Origin of the sequence: Pseudoalteromonas sp. S1612 (assembly GCF_005887175.1) — a bacterium.
GTDB classification, from domain to species: domain Bacteria; phylum Pseudomonadota; class Gammaproteobacteria; order Enterobacterales; family Alteromonadaceae; genus Pseudoalteromonas; species Pseudoalteromonas undina.
The window spans coordinates 31,280-55,200 of record NZ_PNDH01000020.1 but is presented as its reverse complement, the minus strand read 5'-3'; the positions used below and the strand labels follow the sequence as shown (position 1 = coordinate 55,200).

The 23,921-nt window shown below is 39.6% G+C and carries 20 protein-coding genes; 14 read left to right on the top strand and 6 right to left on the bottom strand.

Annotation, left to right across the window (positions count from 1 at the left end; translation table 11 throughout):
* Positions 1–113 precede the first annotated feature (113 nt).
* Entirely contained in the window at positions 114–1,436 is a 1,323-nt protein-coding gene (locus CWB78_RS08660; RefSeq protein WP_010388666.1) for a sodium-dependent transporter, read from the top strand.
* A gap of 85 nt (positions 1,437–1,521) precedes the next feature.
* On the opposite strand, the gene CWB78_RS08655 is transcribed toward CWB78_RS08660, so the two are convergent.
* Both CWB78_RS08655 and CWB78_RS08650 read right to left on the bottom strand, forming a co-directional pair.
* The gene (locus CWB78_RS08655; protein ID WP_138595096.1) at positions 1,522–2,502 is read right to left on the bottom strand and encodes a 2-hydroxyacid dehydrogenase; all 981 of its coding nucleotides are present in this window, start codon (positions 2,500–2,502) and stop codon (positions 1,522–1,524) included.
* A 62-nt stretch (positions 2,503–2,564) separates the two neighbouring features.
* A complete protein-coding gene (locus CWB78_RS08650) occupies positions 2,565–3,104 on the bottom strand; it encodes a glutathione peroxidase (RefSeq protein WP_055012614.1) in 540 nt (179 codons plus the stop codon).
* 120 nt (positions 3,105–3,224) lie between these two features.
* Between CWB78_RS08650 and CWB78_RS08645 the strand changes: the two genes are divergently transcribed.
* Entirely contained in the window at positions 3,225–4,106 is an 882-nt protein-coding gene (locus CWB78_RS08645) for an NAD(P)-dependent oxidoreductase (RefSeq protein WP_138595094.1), read from the top strand.
* 211 nt (positions 4,107–4,317) lie between these two features.
* Here the strand turns inward: CWB78_RS08645 and sbcB are convergent, their stop codons facing one another.
* Positions 4,318–5,763: an exodeoxyribonuclease I gene (gene sbcB, locus CWB78_RS08640; protein ID WP_138595092.1), complete on the bottom strand. Its 1,446-nt coding sequence runs from the start codon at positions 5,761–5,763 to the stop codon at positions 4,318–4,320.
* Between the two features lie 249 nt (positions 5,764–6,012).
* Here sbcB and CWB78_RS08635 point away from each other — a divergent pair, with 249 nt between their 5' ends.
* Complete coding sequence (locus CWB78_RS08635; protein WP_138595090.1) at positions 6,013–6,825, top strand: alpha/beta fold hydrolase; 813 nt, start codon at positions 6,013–6,015, stop codon at positions 6,823–6,825.
* 171 nt (positions 6,826–6,996) lie between these two features.
* On the opposite strand, the gene CWB78_RS08630 is transcribed toward CWB78_RS08635, so the two are convergent.
* Positions 6,997–9,129: a pre-peptidase C-terminal domain-containing protein gene (locus CWB78_RS08630; RefSeq protein WP_138595088.1), complete on the bottom strand. Its 2,133-nt coding sequence runs from the start codon at positions 9,127–9,129 to the stop codon at positions 6,997–6,999.
* Positions 9,130–9,617: 488 nt separating this feature from the next.
* On the opposite strand from CWB78_RS08630, the gene CWB78_RS08625 reads away from it, so the two are divergent.
* Together CWB78_RS08625 and CWB78_RS08620 are read left to right on the top strand one after the other, a co-directional pair.
* On the top strand, positions 9,618–9,956 hold the full coding sequence (locus CWB78_RS08625) for a hypothetical protein (protein ID WP_010390319.1): 339 nt from the start codon (positions 9,618–9,620) through the stop codon (positions 9,954–9,956).
* Complete coding sequence (locus CWB78_RS08620; protein ID WP_010390318.1) at positions 9,949–11,292, top strand: SPFH domain-containing protein; 1,344 nt, start codon at positions 9,949–9,951, stop codon at positions 11,290–11,292. Before CWB78_RS08625 ends, CWB78_RS08620 begins: the two co-directional genes overlap by 8 nt.
* Before the next feature lie 76 nt (positions 11,293–11,368).
* On the opposite strand, the gene CWB78_RS08615 is transcribed toward CWB78_RS08620, so the two are convergent.
* Positions 11,369–11,614 (bottom strand): hypothetical protein, encoded by a 246-nt coding sequence (locus tag CWB78_RS08615; protein ID WP_138595086.1) that lies wholly within the window; start codon positions 11,612–11,614, stop codon positions 11,369–11,371.
* A gap of 348 nt (positions 11,615–11,962) precedes the next feature.
* On the opposite strand from CWB78_RS08615, the gene CWB78_RS08610 reads away from it, so the two are divergent.
* On the top strand, positions 11,963–13,261 hold the full coding sequence (locus tag CWB78_RS08610) for a porin (RefSeq protein WP_010390315.1): 1,299 nt from the start codon (positions 11,963–11,965) through the stop codon (positions 13,259–13,261).
* 194 nt (positions 13,262–13,455) lie between these two features.
* Positions 13,456–14,382, top strand: a complete 927-nt coding sequence (locus CWB78_RS08605; protein ID WP_010390313.1) for a LysR substrate-binding domain-containing protein — start codon at positions 13,456–13,458, stop codon at positions 14,380–14,382.
* 68 nt (positions 14,383–14,450) lie between these two features.
* Here CWB78_RS08605 and CWB78_RS08600 read toward each other — a convergent pair whose 3' ends face one another.
* Positions 14,451–16,115, bottom strand: a complete 1,665-nt coding sequence (locus tag CWB78_RS08600) for a BCCT family transporter (protein ID WP_249930425.1) — start codon at positions 16,113–16,115, stop codon at positions 14,451–14,453.
* Between the two features lie 363 nt (positions 16,116–16,478).
* On the opposite strand from CWB78_RS08600, the gene CWB78_RS08595 reads away from it, so the two are divergent.
* The 7 genes from CWB78_RS08595 to CWB78_RS08565 all read left to right on the top strand — a co-directional run bounded on the left by CWB78_RS08595 (position 16,479) and on the right by CWB78_RS08565 (position 23,890).
* Positions 16,479–17,666, top strand: coding sequence for an aromatic ring-hydroxylating oxygenase subunit alpha (locus tag CWB78_RS08595; protein ID WP_138595084.1), 1,188 nt, complete (start codon positions 16,479–16,481; stop codon positions 17,664–17,666).
* Between the two features lie 2 nt (positions 17,667–17,668).
* The gene (locus CWB78_RS08590) at positions 17,669–19,087 is read left to right on the top strand and encodes an aldehyde dehydrogenase family protein (RefSeq protein WP_138595082.1); all 1,419 of its coding nucleotides are present in this window, start codon (positions 17,669–17,671) and stop codon (positions 19,085–19,087) included.
* Between the two features lie 102 nt (positions 19,088–19,189).
* Positions 19,190–20,596 (top strand): FAD-dependent oxidoreductase, encoded by a 1,407-nt coding sequence (locus tag CWB78_RS08585; protein ID WP_075169104.1) that lies wholly within the window; start codon positions 19,190–19,192, stop codon positions 20,594–20,596.
* Positions 20,597–20,599: 3 nt separating this feature from the next.
* Positions 20,600–21,916, top strand: a complete 1,317-nt coding sequence (locus CWB78_RS08580; protein WP_138595080.1) for an NAD(P)/FAD-dependent oxidoreductase — start codon at positions 20,600–20,602, stop codon at positions 21,914–21,916.
* Positions 21,913–22,263 (top strand): EutQ-related cupin domain-containing protein, encoded by a 351-nt coding sequence (locus CWB78_RS08575; RefSeq protein ID WP_010390305.1) that lies wholly within the window; start codon positions 21,913–21,915, stop codon positions 22,261–22,263. The genes CWB78_RS08580 and CWB78_RS08575 overlap by 4 nt, the downstream gene beginning before the upstream one ends.
* A 234-nt stretch (positions 22,264–22,497) precedes the next feature.
* Positions 22,498–23,340: an HDOD domain-containing protein gene (locus CWB78_RS08570; protein WP_010390303.1), complete on the top strand. Its 843-nt coding sequence runs from the start codon at positions 22,498–22,500 to the stop codon at positions 23,338–23,340.
* 139 nt (positions 23,341–23,479) lie between these two features.
* Positions 23,480–23,890 carry a hypothetical protein gene (locus tag CWB78_RS08565; RefSeq protein ID WP_010390302.1) on the top strand — a complete coding sequence of 137 codons (411 nt, stop codon included), beginning with the start codon at positions 23,480–23,482 and terminating at the stop codon, positions 23,888–23,890.
* Positions 23,891–23,921 lie beyond the last annotated feature (31 nt).

Here is a 23,921-nt window from a genome sequence, read left to right as displayed (position 1 = left end):
AGTTTGTGAGCGGTTGTTTGCTGTTATGCGCGCTAAGTACATTTTTATTACTCAGTCGCCCTTAAATATGGTTTAATTCACATTCGATAAAATAATAACAGATTTGTAGGTGTATGACACAAGTGCGTGATGGTTTTCAAAGTCGACTTGGTTTTGTATTGGCAGCAGCCGGTGCTGCGGTAGGTTTAGGCAATATATGGGGTTTTCCTACACAGGCTGCTAACCATGGTGGCGGCGCATTTTTATTGGTGTACTTTATTGTTATTTTTTTGCTAGCGCTTCCCGCGCTATACACCGAGCTGTATTTAGGCTACAAAGCCCAAGCTAATCCGGTTAAAGCCTTAGGCCAAGCATGGCAAGACCATGCGCCTAAAGTTGGCGCTGCTGCAGGTTATATAGGCTTAGCTGGCGCAATAGTCATGTTAAGCTTTTATTCAATAGTGGCAGGTTGGATGCTTTCTTACGCCATAGAGCCTATAACCACCTTTTTAGGCTTGCAGAGCTTAAGTGAGTTTTTACATAGCGACTCTATGCTACGTAATTTTATATTTACGCCGCTGATGCTTATTTTAACCGCCAGTATTATTTTAAAGGGGGTTAAATCAGGAATTGAAACCTGGTCGCGCCGTTTAATGCCATTATTACTTGTTTTACTCGTTGGCCTAATTGCTTACATTGCTACCTTAGAGGGTGCCAGCGAAGGGTTTGCGGCCTATTTAGTGCCTGACTTTAGTAAAATACTCGACCCCGATTTAATTATTGCCGCAATGGGGCAAGCGTTTTTCTCATTATCACTGGGTGTGGGCTGTATGATGATTTATGGCTCTTATTTAAAGCCCGGTGCTAACTTACCAAAATTGACTGCAAGTGTTGCGTTACTCGACACCAGCGTGGCATTTTTAGCTGGACTATTAATTATACCGGCTATATATGTGGCGCAGTTCAATGGCGTTGAAGTATTTAGCAACGGCAAGCTAATTGGTGAAGGGCAGCTTATTTTTGCCATATTACCTGAGTTATTTGGCACCATGGGTGAAATTGGTTTATTGGTTGGCTTACTATTTTTTGTATTGATGTCGATTGCTTCAGTTACATCAACCATTTCATCGACTGAAATTCCTGTGGCTTTTTTAGTAGAAAACCACAGTGTTGATAGAACCAAAGCTACATGGGCCGTTAGCGCCATTGTATTTGTTTGTGCCAGTACTATTATTGTTAATTTTGATTGGCTATTTGGTTTGGTTATTATGGTATTTACCCAATACCAACTCCCGTTGATGGGACTGTTTTATTTTATTACAGTGGGCTGGTTATGGCAGCGTGGTAATAAGCTTCATCAAGCAAGTTCTGGTGCACATTATTGGTTTGCTCAGTACATTCGTTTTGTCTGCCCAGTGCTAATGACCTTAGTATTTGCAAACGTTGCGTTTGGTTAGAATACAACAACAACTCATGTGTTATTGATAACAAAAAAAGCGAACACTATATTTTGTTCGCTTTTTTGCTTTTTGTTTAGCCGCGCTATAGCACTTCGTTTGTTAAGCTATTTCCTTGAGTAACCTCAAATGCATTTTGCAAGGTGATATTGGCAATTTCTGTAAGTGCTTCTTGGGTAAAAAAGCCTTGATGGCCGGTGATCAATACATTTTTAAAGCTCACTAAGCGAGAGAAAATATCGTCTTGGTTTATATCGTCGCTGTGGTTTTTAAAAAACAGCTCTGATTCTTGCTCGTACACATCAAGCCCTAAATAACCTAGTTTTTGTGATTTAAGTGCCTTAATACACGCTTTACTATTAACCAATGCACCGCGCGAGGTATTTATTAGCATAACTCCTGTTTTCATTGCTGCAAATGCGTCATCGTCTATTAAATGATGGGTGTGCTCGTTTAACGGGCAGTGCAAAGAAATAATATCGCTTTGTGTAAGCAGGGTGTTTAAATCAGTAATTGAATAATTACCAGCTTGTGCATTAGGATCGCATACTAAAATGTGAGCGCCGAAACCGGTTAATATATTACACAATGCTTGGCCAATTTTACCGCAGCCAATAATACCCACCGTTTTATTATGTAAGTTAAAGCCAAGTAAGCCGTTTAAGTCAAAATTGTCTTCACGTACGCGGTTATAAGCTTTATGGGTTTTACGGCTTAGCGTAAGCATAAGTGCAATACAATGCTCTGCGACTGCCTCAGGGCTGTAAGCCGGAACGCGAAGAACACGCATACGATGTTGTTTAGCAGCGGCTAAATCTACATTATTAAAACCCGCACAGCGCAGTAAAATGGTGTTAACCCCAAATATAGCCAGTTGCTCAATAACCGCTTTATCTACCGAATCGTTTACAAATACGCATACCGCATCAAATTCTTTAGCTAAAACCGCAGTGTGCGCCGATAAACTTTGCTCAAAATAGGTAATAGCGATGTTAGAAAAGCCAGTTAAGCTTTGTTCGAAAAAAGGCCGCTCGTATTTTTGAGCACTAAAAAAAGCAATCTTCATTTATTACAATCCAACTAATCTAGTTACATCAACCATAAACCATTTTTATTATACATGCCTTATCACTTTAATATTGCTGTGGTATTAAAGCGACTATTTGCTGTTTTTATAATCGGTGTTGCCTCTAAACTACTTCTAATTACACTATGAAGTGACTCCGGTTTAGTGCGCGGCGCATAACGTGCAATTAGTTGTCCTTGGGCATTAACTAAAAACTTAGTAAAGTTCCACTTTATTGCACGGTTTTGTGCAATTCCACGCGTATGTGATTTTAAATAACTAAACAAGGGGTGCGTATCGGGGCCATTCACCATAACCTTATCAAATACTTCAAAATTAATTGCAAAGTGTTTTTGATAGTAGTCTTTTATTGCCATACCCTCTAATGGTTCGTTTTTATCAAACTGATTACATGGAAAAGCCAGAATAGTAAACCCATCGCTTTTGTATTGTTGGTATAGCTTTTCAAGCGCACATAATTGCGCCGAAAAATGACATTTGCTTGCTGTATTTACAATAAGAACCGTTTTTCCTTTTAACTGGCTCAAAGGAAAATCACTGTTATTACAAAGTGGTGCGTTAAATTGATAAATGCTATCCATAGATTACCTACCTAATTTCCTTATGCGGGAAATTTTAAAAGACTTTCATTCGCTTTTTTAGCGGCCGATTGACATAATCGAGCTTATGTTTCTAAGTTATCAGTTAAATAGGTCATTTTTATGTCAGTTAAAATTGCATTTATAGGTTTAGGCGTAATGGGTTACCCAATGGCAGGGCATCTAGCAAAAGCGGGGCACAGCGTATGTGTTTATAACCGCACAGCAGCTAAAGCACAAAAATGGGTTGAAGATTTTAACGGCAGCTTTGCACCTACTCCGCGTGAGGCAGCAAGCGGTGCCGATATGGTATTTATGTGTGTTGGCAATGACGACGACTTACGGTCAGTGGTATACGGCAATGACGGTGTGCTAGCGGGCATGCACGAAAACACGATTTTAATCGATCACACAACTACCTCAGCAGAAGTGGCGCGTGAAGTTGCGGCAAAAGCGGCTTTACAGCATATCGACTTTATTGATGCGCCAGTATCGGGCGGCCAAGCTGGTGCTGAAAACGGGGTATTAACCGTAATGGCCGGTGGCAACGAAGCGGTATTTGCTAAAGCACAACCTATCATGGCGGCATTTAGCCGTTTTAGTCAGCTTTTAGGCGAAGCGGGCTCAGGGCAATTATGTAAAATGGTTAACCAAATTTGTATTGCAGGTGTAGTGCAAGGCTTAGCTGAGGGCTTACATTTTGCTAAACAAGCAGGGCTTGATGGCGAAAAAGTAATAGAAACCATTTCTAAAGGCGCAGCCGGTTCGTGGCAAATGGAAAACCGCTACAAAACAATGTGGGCAGGCGAGTACGAATTTGGTTTTGCTGTAGATTGGATGCGCAAAGATTTAGGCATTGCACTAGATGAAGCTAAAAATAACGGTGCAACACTGCCAATGACCGCCACGGTTGATCAATATTACGCTGATGTACAAGGCTTAGGTGGCGGCAGATACGATACTTCAAGCTTATTAGCACGTATTGAAGCACTGCATAAAAAGTAATGTAATTGGTAAAAGTAAACTGTTCACAAAGAGGCTAAGAGGCGCTGCGCTTTTAGAGAAAGTGATACACATAAAAAATGAATGTTGGTTTTATGTTTTCTCATTTACCTCTCTTGTTGAGATAGTTTTTTGGTTTTTTACCTAGTAAAAAAAACGCGACACTTTTTTGCTAAAGGGTCGCGTTTTTATGCATTATATAAACTACAGAAAATTACATGCTTTGCGCGTAGTTATATAAGGCTTTTAAAATTGTAAGATTTTTTTCGCTGTCATCATGTTCATGCGCTAAGTTTTCAAGGGTGATCATAAAATCTTGTGCGCTGATTGAGGGTTGATCTTCGCCATGCATTAACTTGCTTTGACAATATTGACGCCATTGATCAAGCTCTTGTTGGTTTAGCGTTTGTGGCCAGTTACGGGCGCGGTATCTAAACAGCAAAGTATTAAATTTAGGATCTTCAAATTCAAGTTTTAAGCTTGCTAAGTCTTCAGGCTTTGCATCACGAATAATCGCAAATTTAGCTTTATCAGCATGGCTAGTAAAGCCATCATATAATAAGTAATCTACGTTCGTGGTCGCGCTGTAATCGCCTTGCTCATTAAATACCTCAGTGACTTTATCACGTAGCTCGGTATTGGCTTTTAAAATGGCTAAATTAGCTAAGCATTGTTCACGGTCAATACTCAAGCGGGCAGCGTTTTCAGGCAGTAGCGTTTTAGCTGGTGCTAAAATAGGGCACTTATTTAAATGCACTAATTTTAAACCTACGGGTAAATCACCTTCCGCTAAATCTATACGTTTGGTGTATAAGCGTTTACGTAATTCTTCCACATTTAAATCAAGTAACACCTGCGGGTTTTGGGTTAAATCAAAACAAATAACCGCGTTTTTATTTACCGGGTGAAAACTCATAGGTGCTACCCAAGTGGTACAACCTTGTGTTGCTGGAATACGAGACGAGGTGTGCACTAATGGGGTCATATTAAACACATCAACCATTTCAGCGAGTGCTTTTTTACCGCGAAGACTAAAAAAGAATTGGTACAGTTTAGGCTGCTTCTCTTTAATTAGCTTTGCCAGTGCAATGGTGGCCGTTACATCACTTAGTGCGTCGTGCGCAGCGGCATGTTCAATACCATTAGCGACGGTTAAATGCTCAAGCTTAAAGCTAGGGCTGCCATCTTCTTTTAATGGCCATTCAATACCCTCAGGGCGCAGTGCATAGCAGGCACGCACTAAATCTATAATATCCCAACGGCTGTTATTGTTTTTATATTCACGCTCGTACGGGTCGTAAAAGTTACGATAAAAGCTATATCGGCTTACTTCATCATCAAAGCGAATACTGTTATAACCAGCCACACAGGTATTGGGTACGCTAAATTCTGCATGAATTTTAGCAATAAATTCAGCCTCTACTAAGCCTTTTTGCATCGCCACTTGTGGGGTAATACCGGTAATTAAACACGCTTCAGGATGGGGGAGGTAATCCGCTTGTGGCTTACAGTACTCAATAAGCGGCTCGCCAATAATATTTAAATCAAGATCGGTGCGCACACCGGCAAACTGACTCGGCTTATCCTTTTGCGGGCTCGCCCCCCAAGTTTCGTAGTCGTGCCAATAGATTGTTGCTTGATTTTGCTCTTGATAAGCCATTAAAAAACCCTATAAGTTAGCTTGAAACGGTTTATATACCGCCAAGTTACTAAATTTATGAATTATTTAGATTATGGCATAGGGTCACAGAGGTTTATAGGTTTGAATAGGGAAATCTGTCAGTCAGAACATGATTTAAGAGTGATTGACGTGATTATTTATTTCTGAGGTTCTGTGATAGAGAAATTATTTATAAACATAGTGCTTAATGTTATAACTTAAGCCAACACTCCATATTCTTTCAACAATATGAAACTAATAATAAAAACGATTCTATTTTGGCTATTAATCACCTCTACCGCTGTGTTTGCTGAGCTTGCTAAAGTTAAAGTAAATGGCTTTGATATTGAATATGAAATGGCGGGTAGTGGTAAACACACTGTTTTACTTGAGGCGGGTGGCTCTGCCGGTTTGAGTGATTGGGATCCCATTTATAACTCGCTTATTAAGCATGCAAAAGTAATTCGCTATTCTCGAATTGGCAATGATGGCTCTTCGCAAATAAAGAAAAACTATAGCTCAGAGCAGTATGCTACTGAGGCTTTACTATTGCTTAAAGCGTTAAAAATTGAAGAACCGGTAGTTTATGTGGCGCATTCTTATGGTGCTTATATCGCAAGGGTATTTGCAGCAAGTTACCCCGATAACATTAAAGCGTTAATGTTAATTGAACCCGCCTCAGAGCATGATGTTGATATTATGCGTAAGATTGATTTACCGCGCGCTGAAAAAGAAATTGCCGCTATAAAACGTGATGATATGAAAAACGGCATGTCGAATCAGTATTTAGACTTTTGGTCGAAGCGACCTTTGCCCGATTATCCACAAATAGCAGATATTCCCGTGACGGTTATTGCCTCAGTTAAAAAATATGAAAATCCATCGGTGTTATTTTTTACTGAAAAAGGGCGTGAAATGTGGGGAGAACTGCATTCAAACTGGGCTAATGCTTTTCCTCAAGGTGAGATAGTGCTAACCAGTAAAAGTTACCACTATCCACAAAATGATGAGCCAGAAATGGTAGTTAAACAAGTTTTGAAGCTATTATCACGCACTCAATAGTGAGATCGGATTATGTTTTTTAATAACGACTAACTATGAGTTCTTTTTGTAATAGGTGGTATTTTTTATTTATTGTGATGTTTATTACGCCTGCATTAAAAGAGTAAATTAAACCCAAATAAAAAGCACTGCAGGTTCACTGCAGTGCTTTTTTTAGGGGAATGATATTAATTATTTAGCAGTTGCAACAAGCTTAACCCAATCGTAATTAGTGACACCTAACAGTCCGATTTGTAATGTCTGGCCAGAACTCACCTCTAAGATACAACTTTCATTGTTGTCTTTGTTGTTCGATAAGCAATCATATTGTGTTTTTGTTACCGCTGCATCCGCTCGAACATAGAGGTTAGTATTTCCCTCGCCACCCAATGTTTTTATATTTACAGTGGTTGCGCCTGTAGGTACTACATAACTATAGCGCTGCCAAAAATCTGGAAATCCATAAGCACGAGACGTTAATACGCGAGTATCACTATCTGTAGGTGGTGCGCTATTTTCATAATTAGCCACGATTGTTACGTTTTGATAGCTGTTATACGCTTTAAGCATAATGTAAAAACGACCTTCTCCTTGACTTATATTACAGCTTTCAGTGTTACCATTTCTAAATGGGCGGCAGTCGTAATTATTTGTGCTTGGCACTGTACTCTTTTTAACATAGAGGTCTGCATCACCTGAACCACCCGTTATATCGATTGAGATGTTAGTGCTATTTGCAGGTACATCAATATAGTAAATAGTCTCTTGATTTAATGCTGCACTTTGGCCTGTTAATGCTTGCCCTTTAGTTAATTCAACTTCTGTTGATGAACCATTGGAAACATTAATTGTTTGGGTTAGCGTGTTTGTATTATTGTTACTATCTTGCACAGTAACAGAGACGTCGTAATCACCCTCAGATACAAAATTATGCACTACAGTTGCACCTGTACCGGTTTGATTATCGCCAAAGTTCCAACTATAGCTATTGATAGTACCTGCTGAGCTGGAGCTTGTTGCATCAAAATTACATTGTAATTGCTCACAGCTGTATTCAAAACGTGCGGTAGGTGGCAGTGGTGTAGTACCGTCGTTATCGCCAACAGGCACTGTGTTATTAAAGTAAGTTGCGACTTGGGGCCAAATCTTACTTATTTTGGCGCCTTTATTGTAGCATCCACCTAAATGATGAAGTGCAATAACACGATTACTTGATGCTGCAACAACAGGAGAACCGGAAGAGCCACCTATAGTGTCACAATAGTATCCAATATCAGTATTACTTCCACGCCCATTCGTTGAGGGGGCATTAACTTGGCACAAACCATTGGTGTCTTGATCAGATTCAATCGACAGCTCCTTAGGATTACCTGAACCATGTTGCGGAATATAAATACGTTCACTTTGCTGTGCGTTTCGCACATCAAGCCCTAAGTAACCAAATTGTTCAATATTGGCAAAGTCATTAACACTAAATAGGGTGTAATCTAACGTGTAATCAGTTTTAAAAAACTCTTTACCCGTTACTTTTACAATGGTTTCTCTGGTTGTCCCATTACAACTTTTATTTTGGTAGTTAAACCACACTTCTGTAGAGGCAAGCTCAGATGCAGTTTCAATACAGTGGTTATTGGTAAATAATTTATTATCGCTGCCAACGCGCCAACCGGTACATAAGCTGCGGCCACCAATTACTAAGCGTGCTACCGGGCGGCTGCGGTCAAACTCTGTTGGGTTGGAATTAGCCCAACACTGCACGTCTTTGCGCTCATTAATACCGCAGGTAGACAAAGGGGCAGGTTTATTTTGTTCATTGATATTTATATTGGCACTTTCAGTGCCGTAAAAATAGCTATCAATAACACCAAACTGGTGTTGCTGCTTACTGTTTTTTGGATCAGGGTAATATTCAATGATAACGCTGTCATTTGAAACCGACATAGAAGAAAATGAATGCACACCATCATCTCCGTTTAAGCTATCGATTGTTGCAGCGTCCATATTATTACTACTATATTCATAACGCTCTGAGTTGTCTTCGCTTCTAACGACTAACTTTGCGTCACCATTTAGATCTACTTGGCTAAAATGTAGCTTTATGTAATCAGCATTAGGGTGCGATACAGTTTGAGTAATTACAGGGCCTTGTGTTGTTTCGATTGTAAATTGCCTAGAAAGATTTACATGGGTATTAGCGTGTTTGGCAATTGTGGTTTTTTTTGCTTCTTGAGTGTGTTGTAAAATAGTGAGCTCATCGATTGCAGCAAAACTGTATTGTGCATAGATAGCTGTAGCGAGCAATGCTGCGTATTTACATTTTTTCATCTTTATATCCTTTTTCACTAATAAGTGGTTTGATGTAACGTAAATGATCAACTGCATGCCCATATGATTTAATTTTGAGCAAATAATCAGTACCTAATTTACATACTAAGGGTAGGCCGCATTTTGATCTTCGCCAGAAAAAATTTAAATATTTTTAACTTTACTCGGAAATTATTGCATTTTTCACTTTGAAATCAGCTTATTTTAAAAAGGATAAATGGCTTAATATTCAATATGAAAGTTTGAACAGAAGATGTTTACCGTTGACTCTAAGCGGCTGTCACCCACACTCACTAAAAGTAACATTGTTGATGTTGAGACTTCAGATATTAAACTTTTCTATTTTAATTTTTACAAAAATATACAAGAGCCAAGTATTAATTCTGTTATTTGGGTCGTTATTCTGTAAAATTATCGGCTTAACATTTGTGATTTAACCGTTACATTTGTTGTTAGGGTTAATTGTTCAATTAATATAAGCAGACGTTATGATTTTTTATATTATTGGGTTAAGTACGCTTGTTATTATTTTGTGTGTGGCGCTTTATGTGATTTACAGCAATGTACGTAAGAGCCGAGTAAGAAAGTCAAAAGAATATAATGTGTTATTTGATAAAGACACCATCATTGATGATCTGATTGCTCAACTTAGCGAGAAAAACCAAACCCAAGAAAACCAGGAAAAAACAATTAAAGGCAAACAAGAGATCCTTGCAACATTTATAGATTTGCATCGATCGGGTAGTTTTTGTGCGCATTTAAGCGAACAAGAAATTACGTATTTTGTTAAAAAGAAACTAAACATGGAGAGTACTAAAAATGGATAGCGAGCAACAAACAGTCGCTGAGGCAAAAAACACTTCATTTATGGCGCGTTTTGGTCGTCGTAATGTGATTTTACTAACATCCGTTGTTGTGGTGTTAGCAGTTATTGCAACATTAACTTCGCAGGTTATTTCATGGAATGAAGCCGATGAACGGTTAGTTCATCAGTCAGCTTTTACTGGTAATTTAACGGTAATAAATCAAGCGGGCCCTTACTTAAAAGCATTTGGTACCACATCTGCCTATAAAAAAGTTATTTCAATTAACTTTACCGGCGATAGCAGTGCAACAGCCAGTGCCATTGTACCACTCATTCCTATTCGATTCTTAGATACCACGACAGGTGGCGCCAGAGGAGTATCACGTTTTAGATTACCTGGTAATGTACCGGCAAGTGAGTCGGGCGCTTTACGTGGATTATTAAAAATTCATGAAGAATTTGGCTCCCAAGAAACCCTGATATCTAATCTTTTAATGCGTGCCACTACAGAAAATGTAAAAGCGTCGGCACGTATGATGTCGGTTGAGCAACATTACTCAGGTGGTAATGGTCAATTAAGCCAAGATTTTTCTGATCAACTGACTAATGGCATTTTTGTTACTGAGCAAATTATTAGTACTGGCGAGCGTGACAAGTCTGATGATTTAAGCAATTTAAGTAAGCAACAACGCGTTACCATTAACATAAAGAAAGATGCTGAAGGTAAGCCGCTGCGTAATGCACCTATTTTAGGCTCTTACGGCATCACGGTAGTTGATGCGAGTATTATTGATATTGATTACGAAAATAAGGTAAATGCGCGCTTAGAGGCGCAAAAGCAAGCTGCAGCAGATGAAGCGCTTGCAAGACAAAACCTTAAAAAGGCAGAGCAACAAGCACGTACAGAAGTTGCATTAGGCGAACAAGCGATTGCAAAGCAAAGAGCTGAGTCTGAAAAGCTAAAAATTAAAGAGCAAATAGATGCAGAGCGAATAAAAGCCAATGCGATTATTTCTGCACAACAGCGTGTCGCAGTGAAGGCTGAGCTTGCAAAAGAGCAAGAAGAAATTTTAAAACAGCAACGCTTAGAAGCTTTAGGCATGGATGTATTAGCTGAAGCACGTTTACGCGCAAAGTCAGCAGCACTTGATCCTAAATATGTGTTTGATGAAACACTTAAAGCAGAAGTTAAAATTCAAACGGCTTTATTTAATAGCTTAGGTAACAGCCGCTTAGTGCCTGAAATTGTTATAGGTGCGGGTCAAGGCGAACAAAACAATGGCTCTGAATTTATGCGTTTGTTGGCTGCAGATGCGGCTTTGAGTCTTAAAAAGCGTTTAGAAAAAGAGAAAAAATAAACGTTAAAAATCATTAAAAAGCCCTAGCTTTAATTGCTAGGGCTTTTTTTGTGGTATCGCTTTTTAAACGCTGAGATTAAAATTTAGGGCACAAAGCGTGGCTAAAGCCTTTTTCGGTTAGCAAAAAAGCGGCGCTTGGCGTCGAAAATACATATCCTTCATGAAGAAGAAAGGCGATTGTTCCTTTTATTTGCTCACCTTGATGATCTGAGGCATCGCTAATTAATTGTTCAGGATCTAACTGACTTGGAGTTGGAAAGTTATTATAAAGATGTTTAAAAATTAACGTAGCAATCGTGTTAAAGGTATCGTTATTTTTCATTTTTTGAGCGTCCTCAATTTATATATGTAGCAGCAAACTGGCTGTTTTAAATATGATTTCTCAAATAATAACACATTAAAAATAGGTACATGATCATCCTGCTATTTTTTAAGCTTTAATTTTGCAAGCTACTGCTTTTATTTATTAAAATGATGATTAATTGTCATGCTTACCCTGCTAAAAAGTAGTTTGTGTGTTGCTGGTGTGTTGCGCAAAATCACAAAGTGTAATTGAAGAGTTGTAAAAATACGTTATCATTGTAAAACAACATGTAAAATCAAGCAGGTACTTAGCTCACGCTGACCAAGTTCGAGTTAATAATATCAACAAGGCAAGCAAGGACAAATTATGACACCTATGAAACCTTTAGCACTAGCAGTGGCTATGGTTGTTTTTTCACATCAGGCACATGCAGATACAGATCTTGATAAAGTAAAGCAGCAATTAAGCAGCTTACAAAAACAAGTGGAAATGCTGCAAAAGCAACTTGCGAAAGCAGAGCAAAAAAGTGAAAAATCAATCGAACGCACCATTGAAGTGAAAGAAGATACAGCTGAAGTTAAAGTAGCTAAACATGAACACAAGCCTCAGGGAATTAAAGTTGGTGGTGCTGTTCGAACCAACTACAGCCATACTTCGTATGATGACGATAATAAAAATCGCGGCGGCGATTTTGACTTTGATATTTTTCGCTTAAATTTCTCAGGCGACGTTGGTGATGTAAAATTAAACGCTGAAATTCGCTTTTTTGATTATATGACCGCTGTTAAATACGCTTATGCAGCTTACGATTTTGCTGATGATTGGCAAGTTCAAGCCGGTATTACCAAGGTTCCTTTTGGTAACTGGCCATACAATTCACATAACTACTTTTTCAGCACTAACTATTATGTTGGCCTTGAAGACGACCACGATTTAGGGGTGTTATTTAAGCGTAAGATTGCTGATAACTGGCAGCTTGATTTGGGTTTTTTCAAAAATGATGAATTAGGTGGTGTTGATGGTTATGTAGATAACCGCAGCGATCGCTATTCTTACGACATTGTTGGCTTTAGAGAAGCTGGAGATGGTGTTTATGCTGAGCCAACTAATGCTATAGGCGAGTACAATACGTTCTCAGGTCGTTACGGCTACCACCTAGAACATGAAGGTGGTAAAACTGAAATAGGTGTGTCGGCACTCGCTGGTGGCTTGCATGATGGTGTTGACCGCGCAGGTGACTACAACGCGTGGGCATTACATTTAAACAGTAATATGGGCCCTTGGAACTTACAACTTCAACACGGTGAATATAACTACGATATTGATAACGTAAACCGTATTGCTGTGGGCGCTTACTCGTTTTACGACAGCATGGCGGCAGAGGCAACAATGTCGAGTGCAAACGTAGCATACAGCGTACCGGTACAATGGGGCGCGGTAACAAACTTACAGTTTTACAACGACTATAGTGCTATTTACGACAAATCAGACAACAGCAGAGATACCTGGATGAACGTAACCGGTTTCTCGGTAGCTGCTGGTGGTTTATTTACTTACTTTGACTTAGTTCATGGTAAAAATATGCCATTTGTTGGTGGTTCATTAGCGGGCGATAGCAGCGAAACTGAGCGTCGCTTTAACATTAATATTGGCTATTACTTCTAAACCAATATTCAAAGCACACGTCTACACATTGGGCGTGTGCTTATATGTCTTCACAAACTAATTAATTACCCACACTAAAACCTTACCAAATTTGTAATTGATTAACTCAATGTTTAAAAATATATTCAGTACTTACTTTTACCTTCAATGGATTGGTTATTAGTTTCTTTGATAGAAACGCAGTAGGAAATTATATGAAAATTAGTCCATTGCCACCGCTCAACAGTCTAGTCGCATTTGAAGCATCCGCTCGACACCTAAGTTTTACTCTTGCAGCAAATGAGCTTAACGTTACTCAAGGTGCGATAAGTCGTCAAATACGACAGTTAGAAGAGTATTTAGGTAAAGCCTTATTTACTCGTGCAAGCCGCAGTATTCATTTAACCTCAGCTGGTCTGCAGTATTATCAGTCTATAAGTCGCTCCTTATTAGATATTGCAGATATAACAGGAGAGGTAAAAAAATGGCAAGGGGATAAAAAAGTAACCGTAGCGACAACTAATGCAATGGCATCCTTGTGGTTATTGCCAAAAGTTGCTGAGTTTCAAAATCAATATGATGACATTGATTTAAGAATATTAGCATCTGATAATGTAGTTGATTTAAACCGTTTAGAATGCGATTTAGCATTGTTTTTTTGTCGCACGCCTCCAGCTAATATGAAGGTGACCACTTTGTTTTGCGAAGAAGTGTTTCCAGTTTGTAGTCCTGGCTATCTTGAAAAAATTGGTAATCCGAACGATCCGAAAGATATTTTTAATAAAACAATTTTATTTTTAGACGAAACACAAATGGGATGGGTTAATTGGGATGAGTGGTTTGCAGGAGTTGGACTTGAGCAGATAGCTCCTAAAAGCCGTATCAACATAAATAATTACCCTATGTTGTTGCAAGCCTCAATTAATGGCCAAGGCATTGCATTAGCGTGGGGTTCTCTGGCTGATGAATATTTACAAAGTGGTGCATTAGTGCGTCCAACCGAGCATGTATTAGCCACTGAATCTAAGTTTTCTTTACTAGAGCCAGATAACGGTGGCCGCATACCTGCGAGTGTAAAGTATTTTAGAGAATGGTTATTAACACAACTTCCTGAAGAAGTAGGTGATACAGGTTTAGTATAAATTACGCCGCAATAAAAAACCCTGCTAACTAGCAGGGTTTTTTTGTTTATTAGTCTCATTATATTGATTTAGTGCTCAACAGGGCCATCGAGTTTTTCTTTACATGGATGTACGTGCTGCGGCAACATTGCCCACGGTTTTGGTTCACGGCGAATGCTATAAAACAAGGTAACACCCATCATTAAAATAAATATAGAAATAGGAAAGCCAATGATGATTGACGCATACTTTATTGCTTGCAGGCCTCCTGCATAAATAAGTACCCATGCAATAAGTGCAATAACTATACCCCATAAAATACGAATAGAGGTCGGTGGTTCAGTATCACCTGCAGCATCTAAAATACACAATATTAAGGTGCCCGAGTCGGCTGAGGTTATAAAATAAGTAGCAAGTAAGATACAGGCTAATACACTCAGTAATTTACCTAATAAGTTACTGTCTAAATTATCAAATAAGGTAAAGAGGGCACGTGTACTATCTGCTTTGGTTGCTTGTAACACAACACCACCACTAAAGGGTTCTGCGTTTGTTTCTGTAACTTTGTTTTGTGTTACAACGGTTTGTTGTTGTGCAGCAATACGTTCGTTTTGCTCCATTTTTAAGGCGCTACCACCAAATACTGAAAGCCAAATAAAGGCAATAACAGTTGGGGCCACCAAAGCACCACCAATAAGTTCGCGAATGGTACGTCCCTTTGAAATTCGCGCAATAAACATACCTACAAACGGTGCCCAAGTTAACCACCATGGCCAATAAAAAGCGGTCCAAGAGCTTTGCCATCCTGAGTCATTTTGCGAATCAGTCCATAGCCCCATCGAAATTAAATTTTGTATATAATTCCCTGATGTTTCCATAAATACATTTAAAATATAACGGGTCGGACCCACTGCAAGTACTATCAATACTAATAATAACGACAGCAGCATATTCCATTGTGAGAGTAGCCGTATTCCTCTACCAACGCCCGATAAAACCGAGCCTACAGCAATGGTACATAGCACAATAATAAGCACAGTTTGAGTAACAAGGCTAACCTCTATCCCAAGCGTTTGTTGTAATCCAGAGTTAATTTGAATAACTCCAAGGCTCAGGGTTTGCGCGATGCCGAAGGCTGTAACGGCTACCGTGATAATATCGGCAACATGTCCTATAGGGCCATAAATTCTATCGCCCACCAGTGGGTGTAAAATAGAGCGAAAGGTAAAAGGAAGGCCTTTACGGTAAGAAAAATAAGACAAGGCTAAGGCAACTATTACAAAAAGCGACCACGGATGGAGTCCCCAATGGTAAAAAGTAAGCTGCATTGACATTGACGCTGCTTCATTGGTTAACCCCTCGGTGAATGGGTTTGCAGCATAGTGCCACATGGGTTCTGCTACAGACCAAAAAACCAGTCCAATACCCATCCCCCCAGAAAATAACATGGCTATCCATGCCCAAAAACTAAATTCAGGCTGATCGTCGTCATTTTCGCTCAGTCGAATATGGCCGTATCGACTTACCATCAAATAAAGTAAAAAACCAACGACTAAAGTTACTAAGCCAATAGAAAACCATTTCATATTGTAGAGTAAAAAAGTCGAAAGGCTTTCAAAATACTGCCCTGCTTTATTTGCAAGTATGACTATGAATAAAATAAAGGCGATTAGAATTACCTTCGATGCGATGGTCACCGTCGGATTTAATCCCTTTAAAAAACCAGACTTAGCCAAAATTACGGATTTTTTCATGTGTGTGCTCCGTTGTCTTTTTTGTTGTTGTTAAATAAGTGGTAAGAAACTAAAAAATTAACTGGCAATTTACAAATGATTAATCCTCATCAATCCATGAGCTTTGCTTATGCGATGTTACCGCTTATTTATAACCAGTAAGCAATATTTATATTATTGCACTCTTAACCATTACAAAAACTCATGAGTGAGATGCTAAATTATCGTTTGTTTAGTGCTTTGTTGTTAATCAAAATCAACATATCTGATAACAGAATGTTGTTACGGGTTTGGGGCGTGAGGTTAATGTTAAAACTATGGGTTTTAATTATTGAACTTTGCTCTTTAAATTTTTTTAAAACACACACCGTTCGGAGAATGAGCATGGGCACTGTAAAACAAACAATAATTCCTATTAAGCAAATTGATCGTGTACTAAACCCGATACATGAAGCGACAGGTATGCCTAACGAGGCGTATACCAATCCTGAGTACTTTAATTTTGAACGTGATCATGTTTTTAGTAACACATGGGTGTGCGTTGGTTTTGCATCAGATTTAATCAAAAACGGTTATGTTATGCCAATTGATTTTATGGACTTACCTTTATTAATGATGAAGAGTCGCCAAGGCGAAGTGCAGGTATTTCATAATGTGTGTAGCCATCGAGGGATGAAGTTAGTACATGAAGCAGGAGAAGTGCAAGGCATGATCCGCTGCCCTTATCATTCATGGACCTATGATTTAAATGGAAGCTTAAAAGGCACTCCGCATTTAGGTGGCATCGGTAAGCATAACGATGAACGTTTTGCATGTGAAAAGCATGGGCTAAAAGCAATCCGCTCAGCTATTTGGATGGATATGGTATTCATTAATCTATCTGGCGAGGCGAGTTCTTTCGATGAACATATAGCTCCTTTAACACAGCGTTGGCAAGAGTTTTTAGGTGACGATGGTTTGAGTTTATTACGTCGTGCCAATATGGGCGGACACTTAGAAATTGAAGTAAAAAGTAACTGGAAGTTAACCATAGAAAACTTCTGTGAAGCCTATCATTTACCTTGGGTACATCCAGCGTTAAATACTTATTCTAAATTAGAAGATCACTACAATATCATGTTCGATGAGCGTTTTTCTGGTCAAGGTAGCTATAAATATAACCTTTCTGATACTGCTGGTACACACTTACCAAAATTCCCAAGCTGGCCTGAGGAAAAGCTACGCCATGCTGAATATGTTGCTTTATTTCCAAATATACTTATTGGTATTCAAGCTGATCACGCTTTTGCAATGATGATCGACCCAATTAGTACAGATAAAACTATCGAACGTTTACGTATTTTCTATATTAGTGATGAAGCAACTAAAGATGAGTATGCGGCGTGTCGTACTGCAACACTTGAATCATGGCGTGTGGTGTTTGGTGAAGATATTGGCGCAGTTGAAGGAATGCAGCAAGGACGGTACTCACCTGGTTTTGGTGGTGGGGCTTTTTCACCTGAAATGGATACACCAACACACTTTTTCCAAATTTGGCTTGCCAAACAAGTGAAATCTGTGACGGAGGCTTAATTATGACTCATTATCTTAATTTCATTAATGGCCAGTGGTGTGATTCTCACACTCATATTTCGGTAATAAACCCCGCCACGGCACAGGAATATAGCACGATTGCAAGTGCCAGCGTTGATGATGCAAACAATGCGATGCTAGCCGCCAGACAATGCATAAGCGGTGGACTATTGAGCGATGTACGCCCAGCTGTGCGCACAACGTGGATGCTTGATGCAGCAAAAGCTATCAAAGAGATAGCTGATGAAGGTGCTTTAGCTCTGTGCAGAGAAAACGGTAAAACCTTAGCGGATGCAAAAGATGAATTCTTAGAGGCTGCTCGTTATTTTGAATACTATGGCGGCATGGCTGACAAACTCGAAGGTACGTCGATTCCTTTAGGTAAAAACTATATTGATTTTACGCAATATATCCCTATGGGTGTATCAGTACAAATTGTACCTTGGAATTTCCCAGTTTCAATCTGTGCTCGCTCTTTAGCTCCAGCGCTGGCGGCGGGTAATGCAGTAGTCATTAAGTCACCCGAAATTTCGCCTGTTGGTATGGTGTATTTAGTAAGAGCACTCGAAAGTGTTGGCTTTCCAAGAGGCGCTATTAACCTATTGTGTGGTAAGGGTTCAGTAGTGGGGAGCCACCTAGTTGAGCATAATGATGTTAATCAAATTGTTTTTACCGGTTCAGTGCCCACTGGGCAACGTATTCTAAAAGGTGCAGCTGAGCGTGCAACACCTTCTGTAATGGAATTGGGTGGTAAATCTGCAGCTATTGTTCTTAAAGATGCGGCTACTGAGAAAGTTATCAGCAGTGTGCAAACAGGTATTTTCTTTAATGCTGGACAAGTGTGCTCTGCAATGTCGCGTTTACTGGTAGATAAAGCTCGTTACGAAGAGATTAAATCGGCAGTGGTTACTATGGCTGAAAATTTAGTGATCGGCTCAGGTGAAGAGCAGGCTGATTTAACGCCCGTGGTTTCTCAAGCTCAACAAATCAGTGTATTGGCAATGATTGAACAAGCTAAAAAAGAGGGGGCAACTATTTTATGTGGTGGCTATGCTCCTGATTTGGCAGGTTACTATGTTGCTCCAACTGTGATCGAAGCAACCCCTGATATGTCCATATCTCAACAAGAAGTATTTGGTCCTGTATTGGTTATTATGCCATTTGAAGATGAGCAACAGGCTGTAAAAATAGCTAATGGCACTGAATTTGGTTTAGTAGCAGGCGTATTTGGTGAAGCACTTAACCAAACATTACAAGTGGCTCAGCAACTTCGTGGTGGACAAGTTTTTATAAATGAATGGTTTGCTGGTGGCATAGAAACGCCATTTGGCGGAGTTGGATTGTCTGGCTTTGGCCGAGAAAAAGGTCAAGAAGCCATCTACAGCTACATGCAAACACGCAATATTGCTATACGTTTATAACGAGTGGCAACGACTCTGTTTATAAAACTTACGGTTTATCTATTTGTGACTTTCTGCAGTAGATAACCCACAGGGTTAAATCCAAATTATTAGGATAGAGAAATGAAAAAATGGCTCTGTATTATTTGTGGCCTCATTTACGATGAGGCCCAAGGTTGGCCTGCTGATGGTATTCCTCCAGGCACCCTTTGGGAGGATGTACCACAGGATTGGGTATGTCCAGATTGTTTAGTAGGCAAAGCCGATTTTGAAATGATCGAAATAAGTGAAGATGAACTAACTGAAGGTGAAGTAACTGAACCAGCTGCTGTTCAACACACTCGTGTTTCTGAGACCATTGTTGATGAACCGCAAGGCCCAATTGTTATCATTGGTAGTGGCCACAGTGGTTATCAAGTAGCGGCTGCATTACGTAAACAATCATCAACCGTAGCTATTACCGTATTCACCGCTGATGACGGCGCACTTTACAGCAAACCTGCTCTTTCGAATGCTTTTGCAATGGGGAAAAGCGCAGCTGATTTACAAAACGAAGCCGCACTTGAGTGGGAGCAGCGTCTTAATATTCGTGTTTATCCGCATACACGTGTTGAACGAATAGATGCAGATAATCACTCTCTCATCACCAGCATAGGGCGTTATAAGTATGGGCGTTTAGTACTAGCGACAGGTGCGTCAGCAATTAAAATTCCAATTGCTGGAGACGCCTCAGAAGTACTAAGTGTGAATGATTTGCACGATTATGCACAATTAAGAGCAAAACTTGATAGTAAAAAGCGAGTTGCTATTTTAGGCGATGGGTTAATTGGCTGTGAATTTGCAAATGACTTGAGCGCCAAAGGCTATGAAGTGAGTGTCATCGGTTTAGGGCAGTGGCCAATGTATCGACTGATCCCACAAGTAGTCGGCGAAGCCTTACAGCAAAAGTTAGCCGACTTGGGGGTATCATGGTATTTAGAAGATAGTATCAACCGTATTGAAGTCAACGACTCTGTTTCATTATTACACTTAAATAGTGGTCAAGTGATTGAAGTTGACGTGGTGCTATCTGCGGTAGGATTAGTGCCAAATGTAACGCTTGCTGAGCAAGCTGGATTAGAAGTTGAGCGTGGTATTAAAGTAAATGACGATGGCCAAACCAGTCGCCCTGCTATATTTGCATTAGGTGACTGTGCGCAAACATCACAAGGATGGCAGCCATATATTGCACCCATAAATCAAATTCTACCTGCTTTAGTCAATAGCCTGTTGGGCAATGTAACTAACGCCAAATTTTTGCCGAGTCCCGTTATTGTTAAAACCCCTATAATGCCGTTAACTATTTTTCCTGTACCACCTATGGCGCAAGGTCAGTGGCATATAAAACAACAAGGTGAAGAGTTAGTGGCTGTATTTAATGATGCTAATGAGCAAGTACTTGGTTTTGCTCTGTTAGGTAAACAAGTACAGGCTAATCGCAGTTATTGGTTAGAGCAAATAAGTTTAAATAACCTAGCAGCAACGGAGTAAAATATGATTCATTTACCGCATGATGATAATACCTGTGGCTGGTATAACGCTTTACCAAAGCAGCCTAAACAAGCGCTTTTAACGGGGGCACAAAAGGCTGACTACGTGGTTTTAGGCGCTGGTTTTGCTGGTTTAGCTATGGCACGCCGTTTAGCTGAGCACGCGCCAAATGCACGAATTGTCCTAATTGATGCACAGCGAATAGGCGAAGGTGCATCAGGGCGTAATTCAGGGTTTGTGATTGACTTACCGCATAAATTCTCTCTTGAGCACCCAGATCCTGCACATAAGCAAAGATTATTGTCACTTAATCGTTTTGCGATTGATCAGCTTGCTTCTTTAGTTGCTAAATACAACATTGATTGCCAGTGGTCGGCTGCGGGTAAATACCAAGGTGCAGTAGGCGCTAGGGGTGAAGCTTACCTTGATCACTTCGAACATCTTATGACCGATTTAGGCGAACCATTTGAGCATGTTACTGGCACTGATTTGGCAAAAGTATTAGGCACTAATTACTACAGCCGTGCTATTTACACCCCGGGGGGGTACTTGGTTCAACCCGCAGCACTAGCCTGTGGTTTAGGTGCTAACTTACCAAAAAACATTGAGGTATTTGAGCATTCGCCTATTGTGCGCTTGGAGAAAGAGCTAGGAGGGTGGCTGTTGCAAGGAGAGCACGGCAGCATTAAAACACCTCAGTTATTACTGGGTACAAGTATTTTTACTCGTGAGTTTGGTTTTTTAAAAAATCGATTACTTCCTGTAATGACTTTTGCTAGTTGGACCCGACCGCTAAACGATAAAGAAATGCAGCAGTATGCAGGTTTACTTGATTGGGGACTTACACCCGCTGATCACGCTGGCACAACGCTAAGGATGACCGCTGATCGTCGTATTATTATTCGTAATACCTACCAACATGTAGCTAAATATGGCAACAGCATTAGTGATAAGTTGCGTCAGGAAATTCAAAACGATCATCGCAAAGTATTTTTAGCTCGCTATCCACAACTAGTCGATGTGCCTTTTACACATTCGTGGGGAGGCACCTATGCTATTTCGCGAAATTTCACTAATTTCTTTGGTCAACTCGATGATGGAGTGTTTGCCAGCGCCTGTGATAACGGTGTGGGGGTTGCTTGGGGAACTGTGTCGGGTACTTTGCTTGCTGATTATGTTATGGGGGCAACATCGCAGTCGCTTGATGATATTCAGCAGGTAACGGGTATGCCAAGTTTAAATCCACCAGAGCCATTGCTTGGTTTAGGAGTAAAAAGCCGAATTAAACTTGCCAAATGGCAAAGTAGGAGTGAAATATGAAACAGGTTAAATTAGTAGACAGTAAATTACTCGACTTTAATGTACGTGGAGATACGCCTGGCATGGCCTACGTGGCTCGTGCACTTAGCCCTGAAATATCACCAAATATTGGTGTTGGTTTTGCGAAATGGGAAGGTGCAAAAGTAGCATGGACAGTACTTTATGATGAAGTTGTATTTGTTATAGAAGGCTGCTTCGAGTTAACCGCAAATGGCGAAACTCATCATGTTAAGCCAGGGCAAATGCTCTGGATACCAGAAGGAACAGAGCTGGTATATGGCGGACATGCATTGTTTGGTTATGTTGTTCATCCAGGTAATTGGAAAGAGATACATGGTATAGCCTAACTGCCATTTTAAGTGTTCAAATTAGTTCCTAAGCCCTCTAACCAACCATTTGAGGGCTTTTTTATTGGCCGTTTTTTTAGGTTGCATTAGTAATGAAAAATAAAAGCTTAAGCCACAAATAGTTAATTTTAAAAACAGGTAAAATATTGAATATTGAGTAATCAACTTCTAGTATAAAAGTTCAAATGGAATAAAATAAATAATCCATATAGCTTAGCTGGAGGCTAGACATCGATGATTGTAGTTAATGAGCAGGTATTATCAGATGTAAATAAAAACTTTATTATTCCACCAAGACCGCAAATCTTAAATGATCTTGAATTATTAGCATCTGCACAAGAGCCCTCGCTTTCAGACGCCGCAGAAATCATCGCTAAAGATGTTGCTATTGCATCCGCTATTTTAAAGATAGTTAATTCACCCGCTTATGGCTTAGTTCGTAGTGTGTCAAATATTAAACAAGCCATTATGTTTTTAGGTTGGAATGGCATTGAAGCTTTAGTTCCTAGCCTAAAGCTAAAGCAAATGTTCGCCCAAAATGAGTGCTGTATTAGCCTTGAACGTTTTTGGGATACCGCCTCAGAAATTGCTGATGTAAACATGATTATTGGACAACGTCTAAATAATGTCCCCGTTGAGTACTTGTATACGCTTGGTTTGTTTCATGATTGTGGCATTGTGCCAATGGCAATCAAATTTGATAATTACGTGAGTGCTTTGCATACTTCAAATAATACCCATAAAGAAAGCTTGATAGATATAGAAGAGCGTTTATATGGAACTAATCATGCCACTGTGGGTTATTACTTAGCGACCAGCTGGCATTTACCCGTAGATATTTGTCAGCTTATTTTACGTCATCACGATTTGAGCATGCTAAGTAACATAACTGGAAGTAACCAACAATTGTGTTACAGCGTTTTAAAAATGTCTGAGAATCTGGTTAATTGTGTTTTACGCGGCGACACCACTAAAGATTGGGATGATATAGAAAAACACGTTTTAGCAACATTAAATATGTCAGAAGACGATTATATTGATCTACAAGAAGAGGTGATTGACTTTTTGAACTGCTAATCGCTTTTTAGCAGCTTAAAATCTATAGGTTAGTTTTTTTCACTTATTGGTTTGTTTTTAATCGTTTGTCGAGATTAAGTAAACACTCTAAAGTTTAGTTGTCGGCAACAAGCACGACTAACCAAATAGGAAATTAATCATGAAACGCTCACTTATCAAAACCATCGCTCTTGGCTCTTTATTAACTTGCTCAGCTGCTGTAATGGCTGATCAAAGTGATTACAAGTTAATGGTTATTGAAGAGGCTAAAACAGCCCCTCAAGAATTCGAAGTTGCATTTAACGATTGTGCATTAAATGTAAAATCAAAAAATTATAGCCAAGCTGAAGAAATTTGCTCAAAAGCAATTACTTTATTACAACAAAGCACTGGCCCACGTTTTAAAGTACGTGAGCTGACTTCATTTGCTTTAAGTAACCGTGGTGTAGGACGTTTAATGGCTAAAAACGAAACAGCTGCATTATCAGACTTTTACGAAGCACAACAAATGTCAGGTAACGAGTTAGTGTCGCACAATTTAACGCGCGCTAAGCAAGATCTCGCGCTGTAATATTTATTACCGATTCAAAAAGCCCATGCTG